This window comes from Alkaliphilus flagellatus (assembly GCF_018919215.1).
Lineage (GTDB): Bacteria > Bacillota > Clostridia > Peptostreptococcales > Natronincolaceae > Alkaliphilus_B > Alkaliphilus_B flagellatus.
Genome location: NZ_JAHLQK010000023.1, coordinates 1 through 606, shown reverse-complemented (window position 1 = coordinate 606; position 606 = coordinate 1). Strand labels below are relative to the sequence as shown.

2 protein-coding genes are annotated in these 606 nt (G+C 59.6%); both read right to left on the bottom strand.

Features of this window, described 5'->3' with window-relative positions; translation table 11 throughout:
- Positions 1-359, bottom strand: a 359-nt coding sequence (locus KQI88_RS17865) for a PLD nuclease N-terminal domain-containing protein (RefSeq protein WP_216419666.1), incomplete at its 3' end; no start/stop codon positions are given.
- 3 nt (positions 360-362) lie between these two features.
- Positions 363-606 (bottom strand): hypothetical protein (locus KQI88_RS17860; RefSeq protein ID WP_330656267.1); only part of this gene is annotated, 244 nt, incomplete at its 5' end.

Here is a 606-nt window from a genome sequence, read left to right as displayed (position 1 = left end):
ATCTCCTCGGTGACCACCCGGTTGGCGATCAACTCGTCCTTGGTCTTGTCGTAGATTTCGCTGACCCGGCCGCGCAGGGCCCGGGGCACCTTGTTGTTGCCGAAAAAGACGTAGAAGAGCCCGCCGAAGATGGGCAGGGCCATGACGATGAGGATCCAGGGGATCTTGTAGGCCGGGTTGTCGTCCTTGGAGATGACCCAGACAGCACAGAGGCCGCTGAGGACGATGAGAATGGGCTGTAAGTAGACAAATTCCTCGCTGAGGCGCCAGATGGCGACCACCAGAAAGGCCGCTTGCAGGAGGATCAAGACCCCCACGATGACGATCCTGCTGAGCAGGACCTTGGCTATTTTTTTCATACTTTATCCTTGTCTGTGCTCTGATTTTGCCGGTGCGGCGGGCGAATAGCTCTGCACCAGCTCCTTGTAAAAGAGAACGGCCTTGGCCAGCGCCTCCACGCCGAGGTTCTCGTCCACCCCGTGGATGCTGCCCAGCTGCTGTTTGTCGATGGAGAGGGGGGCAAAGCGGAGCACGCAGTCGCAAATCCTCTCGTAGTGGCGGGAATCGCTCCCCTGCAACATGATGTAGGGGGCCACCCCCGCCTCG